The 6,974-nt window shown below is 42.7% G+C and carries 7 protein-coding genes and 1 tRNA gene; 5 read left to right on the forward strand and 3 right to left on the reverse strand.

The genetic code is table 11. The annotated features are described in order from the left end of the window. Positions 1-238: 238 nt before the first annotated feature. Positions 239-895 (forward strand): fused MFS/spermidine synthase, encoded by a 657-nt coding sequence (locus tag HOL16_05105; protein ID MBT5390070.1) that lies wholly within the window; start codon positions 239-241, stop codon positions 893-895. A 132-nt stretch (positions 896-1,027) separates the two neighbouring features. Here HOL16_05105 and HOL16_05110 read toward each other — a convergent pair whose 3' ends face one another. Continuing rightward, positions 1,028-1,288, reverse strand: coding sequence for a GIY-YIG nuclease family protein (locus HOL16_05110; protein MBT5390071.1), 261 nt, complete (start codon positions 1,286-1,288; stop codon positions 1,028-1,030). 232 nt (positions 1,289-1,520) lie between these two features. Beyond that, positions 1,521-1,597: transfer RNA gene (locus HOL16_05115), tRNA-Asp, on the reverse strand. 162 nt (positions 1,598-1,759) lie between these two features. Here HOL16_05115 and yejB point away from each other — a divergent pair. From yejB to HOL16_05130, 3 genes are read left to right on the forward strand one after another with little or no spacing between them, the layout of a single operon-like run. Next, positions 1,760-2,872 carry a microcin C ABC transporter permease YejB gene (yejB, locus tag HOL16_05120; GenBank protein ID MBT5390072.1) on the forward strand — a complete coding sequence of 371 codons (1,113 nt, stop codon included), beginning with the start codon at positions 1,760-1,762 and terminating at the stop codon, positions 2,870-2,872. 3 nt (positions 2,873-2,875) lie between these two features. After that, positions 2,876-3,901, forward strand: a complete 1,026-nt coding sequence (locus HOL16_05125; GenBank protein MBT5390073.1) for an ABC transporter permease — start codon at positions 2,876-2,878, stop codon at positions 3,899-3,901. Between the two features lie 7 nt (positions 3,902-3,908). Then, a complete protein-coding gene (locus HOL16_05130; GenBank protein MBT5390074.1) occupies positions 3,909-5,528 on the forward strand; it encodes an ABC transporter ATP-binding protein in 1,620 nt (539 codons plus the stop codon). A 109-nt stretch (positions 5,529-5,637) separates the two neighbouring features. Here HOL16_05130 and HOL16_05135 read toward each other — a convergent pair whose 3' ends face one another. Next, a complete protein-coding gene (locus HOL16_05135) occupies positions 5,638-6,228 on the reverse strand; it encodes a hypothetical protein (GenBank protein ID MBT5390075.1) in 591 nt (196 codons plus the stop codon). Between the two features lie 445 nt (positions 6,229-6,673). On the opposite strand from HOL16_05135, the gene HOL16_05140 reads away from it, so the two are divergent. Further along, a partial coding sequence (locus HOL16_05140; protein MBT5390076.1) for a hypothetical protein occupies positions 6,674-6,974 on the forward strand: 301 nt, incomplete at its 3' end.

Here is a 6,974-nt window from a genome sequence, read left to right on the forward strand (position 1 = left end):
TACTTCTGCAAAAGAATTTCGAAGATCAATCATGGACTTTTTTGAAATCACTTGGCCAAAAATTTCCCACGATATGGTGGATCGCATCAATGATGATTTTCAATTACTGAAATCGGCACTTTGATTCGTTTTGGGTATATCCACAGTTTCTGAGACCGAGGTGAACGGAAAGTCTTTTCATGAATATGTTCAAGGTACGACCCTTCATGGGAGTCAATGTCTGAATGAAGATTTTTCTATGATTCCAACGACATATTATCACCCCAAAGGGCCATTAGGCGCTGTTTTTAAGCATGTGGAAGGAAAGCGGGTTGCCATCTTAGGGATGGGGGCAGGAACTTGTGCTTGCCTTGGAAATAAAGATCAGATATTTGATTTTTATGAGATTGACCCTGATGTAGTTTATGTAGCAACGAAATCTAATTTATTCTCATATATTGAAGATTGTCCTCCTGAGTCACGGGTTATTCTGGGAGATGCTCGCCTAAATATGGGGAACGCCGAAGATGGACAATATGACCTTATCGTCGTTGACACATTTAGCTCCGATTCTATTCCCACGCACATGTTAACTAAGGAAGCTTTTGAATTGTATTTCAAAAAGTTAGCCCCTGGTGGCCTCATCGCCTTGAACATATCTAATAGATATTATGATTTTCAACCAATGCTAGCGGGGATGGCAAGTGCATTTAATGCCAAGATGTATGTTAATGACTTTGAAACCGATGATGAATGGGAAAATTTTATAACTTCTTCCAGGTGGGTTGTAATTGGTCAATCTAATAAATTCAATAAGTTCTTTAAGAAACGGAAAAGTTGGAGAAAGACTGTCCCAACTAAGGATGTTTCAGTATGGACCGATGATTTTTCGAGTGTGATGACGCTTCTGCATTAGCTTCTAAGCTAGATGCTTATGAAACGTCCTCCCTCTTGGTTGCTGGATATGTTTGCTCCTATAGACCCAGACCGGGATTTTGTTTGAGTTGCTCAGAATAGCCTAGCCTAAGAAATACTCCAGGGGGGAGTGTCAGAAGTGTCGTTTTGAGAAGGAGCCTAAGAATCTCTTTTTTGCAAAAGCCCTACCAGAACCAGATTTAAAATACCGCTCAAGCTCCCTGGCACTCTTCTCGTTCTCTATGGCAACATAAGACTTTAAAACAACTGGACGAAAGGGTTTTGTTGAAATAACACCACCATCCTGATGAGACGCTAACCTACGCTTCAAATCATTTGTTGATCCTACGTAAAATTGCTCATTTCTAAGTTGAAGAAAATATACATACCACATGGACCCTCCGCATGGAGGATTGTACATGTATCAGGAAATCCAGTATACCTATACGATAGGATGCTTTTGATAATTAAAGCAATGAACTCTGCCAGCCATCCCTTCGCCAAGGTATACCTTCTCAATTTGTTGTGCGCTGAAAGGCTTCGGGAGGCAACCTATCTCTAACGACTCCGATTGTTGCCCACCCTTGTGGGGTGGCCTGCCAACCGAAGCTCGTAAGAGCGTAGGTTGGCGGGAGTGACGGGACTCGAACCCGCGACCTCCGGCGTGACAGGCCGGCGCTCTAACCAACTGAGCTACACCCCCCATTGGTTCCAAAAATGGGTACTCTGTTCCTGGGAAACTGTCAACCACTGATTTAAAAAGCAAAGGACACTTTTCCCCATAGAAATGCTTCCGGGAACTATGTTATCGTCCCTTCGAAAGAATAATATTTTCAAATTTCGGAAGTTAATAAACACAAATAATATGCTCAATTACCTCCTTCGTCGTTTGCTTCTAATTATCCCAACTTTATTTGGAATTTTGGTCGTTAACTTTATCATCATCCAGGCAGCTCCTGGTGGTCCAGTAGAGCAAATGATCGCGAAAATTAAAGGCACTGATGTTTCTGCTACGGCCCGTTTCTCCGGTGAATCCAGTGAACTTGGCGCCTTTGGTGATAATCAGTTTAACCTGGCCGATGACGCTATCATGTCAAAGTACAAAGGCGCCCGTGGCCTTGACCCAGCTTTCATCAAAGAACTTGAGGTTCAATACGGTTTCGATAAGCCAGCCTATGAGCGTTTCTTTCTCATGGTAAAGAATTATCTTATGTTTGATTTTGGAAAGAGTTATTTTCGAGATACGCCTGTTATACAGCTCATTGTCCAAAAAATGCCTGTTTCTATTTCTCTTGGCATCTGGACTACCCTTATTGTGTACCTCATTTCTATTCCGCTAGGCATCCGAAAAGCCGTACTGGATGGGTCCCGTTTTGATATTGTTACAAGTTCCCTCATTATTATTGGTTACGCAATTCCAAGCTTCCTCTTCGCGCTGCTACTCATTATTCTCTTCGCTGGTGGTAGTTTTTGGGACTTTTTTCCGTTAAGAGGACTTGTCTCTGAGGACTGGAGCCAATTCAGCTGGCCCCATAAGATCACAGACTACTTTTGGCACATGGTCCTCCCCATTACCGCTATGGTCATTGGTGGATTTGCGAGCCTTACTCTTTTGACCAAAAATTCTTTCTTAGAGGAAATTCACAAACAATATGTCTTAACCGCCAGAGCCAAGGGACTAAGAGAAAAACAAGTGCTCTACGGCCATATTTTCAGAAACGCTATGCTTGTGGTTATTTCAGGATTTCCTGCCGCTGTTGTCCATATTTTCTTTAGCAGCGCTCTTCTTATTGAAGTTATCTTTTCTCTCGATGGACTTGGACTCCTGGGATTTGAAGCCACCATAAGTCGAGATTATCCCGTCATGTTTGGGGTTTTGTATATTTTCACCTTATTCAGTCTAGCAATTAATATCGTAGGAGACTTTACATATACCCTCATTGATCCTCGTATTGATTTTGAAAAACGCGAGGGTTAACTCTTGAATCTTTCCCCTCTAGCACAACACCGACTCAAGCAATTTTGTAAAAATCGTCGTGGCTTTTGGTCCCTCTGGATTTTCCTTGTTCTCTTTTTGATGACGGCCTTTGCAGAAATTATTGCAAACGATAAACCCCTCCTGGTGCGATACAAAGGAAGTTTTTATTGCCCCATCGTTTCCACCTATTCGGAAACAACTTTTGGGGGAGAATTCGAAACTGAGACCAACTACCGCGACCCTTATGTTAAAAAATTAATTGACGAACATGGCTGGATGATATGGCCTCTCATTCCTTACAACTATGACTCTATTAACTATAATCTTCCCTCTCCCGCCCCTTCACCCCCCAGCTTAAACAATTGGCTTGGAACAGATGACCAGGGGCGAGACTTGTTGGCTCGACTTATTTATGGTTTCAGAATTTCTGTCCTTTTTGGACTTCTTCTAACTTTTTTTGGGACCATTCTTGGTCTTTTGGCCGGAGGATCTCAGGGCTACTTTGGAGGCGTCATTGATCTTATCTTCCAGAGATTCGTCGAAATTTGGATTGGTCTCCCTATACTGTACCTTCTGATTATCCTTTCCAGTTTGGTAGAGCCAAACTTTTGGTGGCTCCTGGGACTTATGATCATGTTTAAATGGACATCCCTTGTCTATGTGGTCCGCGCTGAATTCTTAAAAGCCAGAAATTATGATTTTGTCAGAGCCGCACGTGCTTTAGGTGTGGCTTCCCCTGTTATAATGGTTCGTCATGTTCTCCCCAATGCAATGGTAGCTACCCTTACATTTATGCCTTTTATCCTTAATGCCTCCATCACAACACTTACATCTCTGGACTTTCTGGGATTTGGACTTCCGCCAGGTTCCCCCTCCCTAGGAGAAATTCTTGCCCAGGGGAAAAATAACCTTCATGCTCCCTGGCTTGGTATTTCTGGATTCATAACCATTGGAATTCTGTTAACTCTGTTAACCTTCATTGGAGAAGCTGTTCGCGATGCCTTTGATCCAAGAAAACTGAATTGGTAGGGAACCCATGGTAAAGAAAACTCAAACAGCCCTCCTGGAAGTTTCTGATCTTTCTGTTTCCTTTCGCAGCGAACAAAAGGAAATTGAAGCCGTAAAGAATATCTCTTTTACCTTAATGGCGGGAGAAACCCTTGCCATTGTTGGAGAGAGCGGTTCCGGAAAATCAGTTACGGCTCTCTCCATACTTCAGCTTCTTCCCTATCCCAAAGCCTATCACCCAACTGGGAAAATACGCTTTGAGAGTTTTGAGCTGATGGGTGCCAAGAAATCGCTGCTAAGATCAATCCGTGGCGCTAGAATCTCAATGATTTTTCAGGAACCGATGACATCCCTGAACCCACTCCAACCCATTTCGAAGCAAATTGGCGAAATTCTCATACTTCATAAAAAATTAAACTCTTCGCAGGTAAAAAAAGAAGTTCTGGAACTCTTGCGACTGGCGCAACTAAAGGATCCAGAGAAACGCTTGAAAGCATTTCCTCACGAACTTTCCGGAGGAGAACGACAGCGGGTCATGATTGCAATGGCCCTAGCTAATGAACCAGACATTCTCATTGCCGATGAGCCCACAACCGCTCTTGATGTCACCATTCAAGCGGAAATACTTGAACTCCTAAAACATCTTCAGAAAAAAATGGGGATGGCCATCCTTCTCATTACTCATGACCTAGGGGTGGTCCAAAAAATGGCCCATAGAGTGTGTGTTATGACCCAGGGTAAAATCGTTGAAATGGGATCAGTTAAAAATATCTTTGCCCATCCTAAACACGCCTACACAAAGCATCTGCTAACCTCTGAGCCAAAAGGTCAACCAGATCCTATTCAGCAGAACGCAAGCCAAATCCTCCAAACCGATCGTCTTCAAGTACTTTTCCCCATTAAGGCAGGAGTCTTTAAACATACAGTAGATAATGTTCGTGCCGTCGAAGACGCAAATGTGACGGTAAAAGCCGGAGAAACCCTGGGCATTGTCGGCGAAAGTGGCTCCGGGAAAACATCCCTAGCTATGGCCATTCTTAGATTAATCCACAGTACGGGCTCCATTGATTTTCGCGGAGAAAACATCCAAGGACTCTCCCGAAAAAAACTCCGTCCCCTGCGCGCAAACATGCAAATTGTGTTTCAGGATCCCTTTAGTTCCCTGAGTCCACGCATGTCCGTCTCACAAATTATCGGAGAGGGCCTTTCTGTACATAATATTGGAACGACTCAAAAGGATCGGCAAGACCTTATTTTGCAGGGGATAAAGGATGTAGGGCTCGATCTTGATTTACAGCATCGCTATCCCCATGAACTATCCGGAGGACAACGCCAGCGAATTGCCATTGCCCGCGCCCTCGTCCTCAATCCCCAACTCATCGTTTTAGACGAGCCAACTTCCGCCCTCGATCGCTCCGTACAAGCTCAAGTAATAGATCTACTCCGCAACCTGCAAAAACGCCATGCTCTCGCTTTTCTCTTCATCAGTCACGATCTAAAGGTTGTCCAGGCCATGAGCCATCGTGTCATGGTAATGAAACAGGGTGTCATAGTAGAGCAGGGCCCCACCGAACAAATTTTCAAAAAACCCAAAACCGCATATACCCAATCTCTAATGAAAGCAGCCTTTGACTTGGATGTTCAGTGATGTTTAGGCGCTGAGACTAGAGTGTTGTTGCCCCATTTATGAGGTAATGTGTTTGATGTTAAAATCCATTATCAGAGTATCGTAAAATAAGCTTGCCCAACTCTATGAGCTAGTGCTCCGTTATGTTTTCCACATAAAACGGCCTCATTCCAAGATAATTGCGGTAGTTATTGGCAAACATTAGGACTTGGGGTGGCGTTCCAACCCTCACAGGTCTTTTGTGAAAAGCGAGAAAAAGAGTAATGCGATATTTCTTCGATTCAGCGCTTCCTGTCTCTCTTTGGGATGGAATTTCTTTAACAATAAACCCTTGTTTTTGAAGCCAAGAAATAACTGTTTTAAAAGTGACGAATGTATCCAATTCTTCCGTCATTGTTTCCTGGTGCTTTCTCTTCGCATCCACTCGGGTAGCAAACTTTCCCCAGTTAAAAGCAGCTAAAAGTCTCGCGTATTTTGATACAGGAACTGGAATGGAACGGAGTTGAACAAGAGCTTTGCGGTGAACAATATAATCTCTTCTCGCATCTTTTCTAAGCTGAATATTTTCTGGATTTCTAATATTAAAGCGGTCGAGAGATTTATTTATTCCCGTAACCGTCAATTCCATTGTTTCTGCGATTATTTTCAAAGGATACCCTTTAATATATTGCTGATTCAGACGATATATTTCTTTTTGATCCCACTTTGCATTCTGTTTCATCACGACCCTTCCAAGTTTTGTGCTTTCGACTGTTAGGCCTCCTCAAGCATAAAATTACATTTTATGAATCCATTACGAGAGTTGAAAAACCATAAATACCAATTTGAGGAAGATTTGCTCAGCAAGAAAATCTCAAAACTTCAATAATATTGTCAATATAATTTTGATTTAGGGATTTTTTTTCATGTTGCATGAATATCACTTAAATTCATCCTGTTATTTTTACAATTAATTCAGATAGTTAAAAAAGCACCATTTGTATCGCTTCTGGCTCCTTATCCCTAAATCTCTTTAGAGTTTGGTGAGTTAGATTGATAGTTGACAACAAAACTACGGCATGTACAATTATCGGGTGAACGTGTAAAAAATGAATAACATTAGGGACAGGGTATACAATCAGCCTCGCGCCTATTTAGGGAAGAAAACACCAAGGAGAACTACAACGATGCAACACAATTATAAGTTTTTGAAACGAATCCTATTTACAATTGCAGCTTTCCTAGCTGTGACAGGTTTTGCCGTCGAGAACGGTAGCCTTGTAGTAGGGGCTGAAAAGGCAGAAGCCAAACAATCCAAAAAGGGTAAAACCAAAGGAGCCACTAAGGGTAAAACCAAAGGAACCACTAAGGGGCATACCAAAGGAACCACTAAGGGGCATACCAAAGGAACCACTAAGGGGCATACCAAAGGAACCACTAAGGGGCATACCAAAGGAACCACTAAGGGGCATACCAAAGGAACCACTA

The organism is Alphaproteobacteria bacterium (genome assembly GCA_018662925.1).
Taxonomy (GTDB): Bacteria; Pseudomonadota; Alphaproteobacteria; order 16-39-46; family JABJFC01; genus JABJFC01.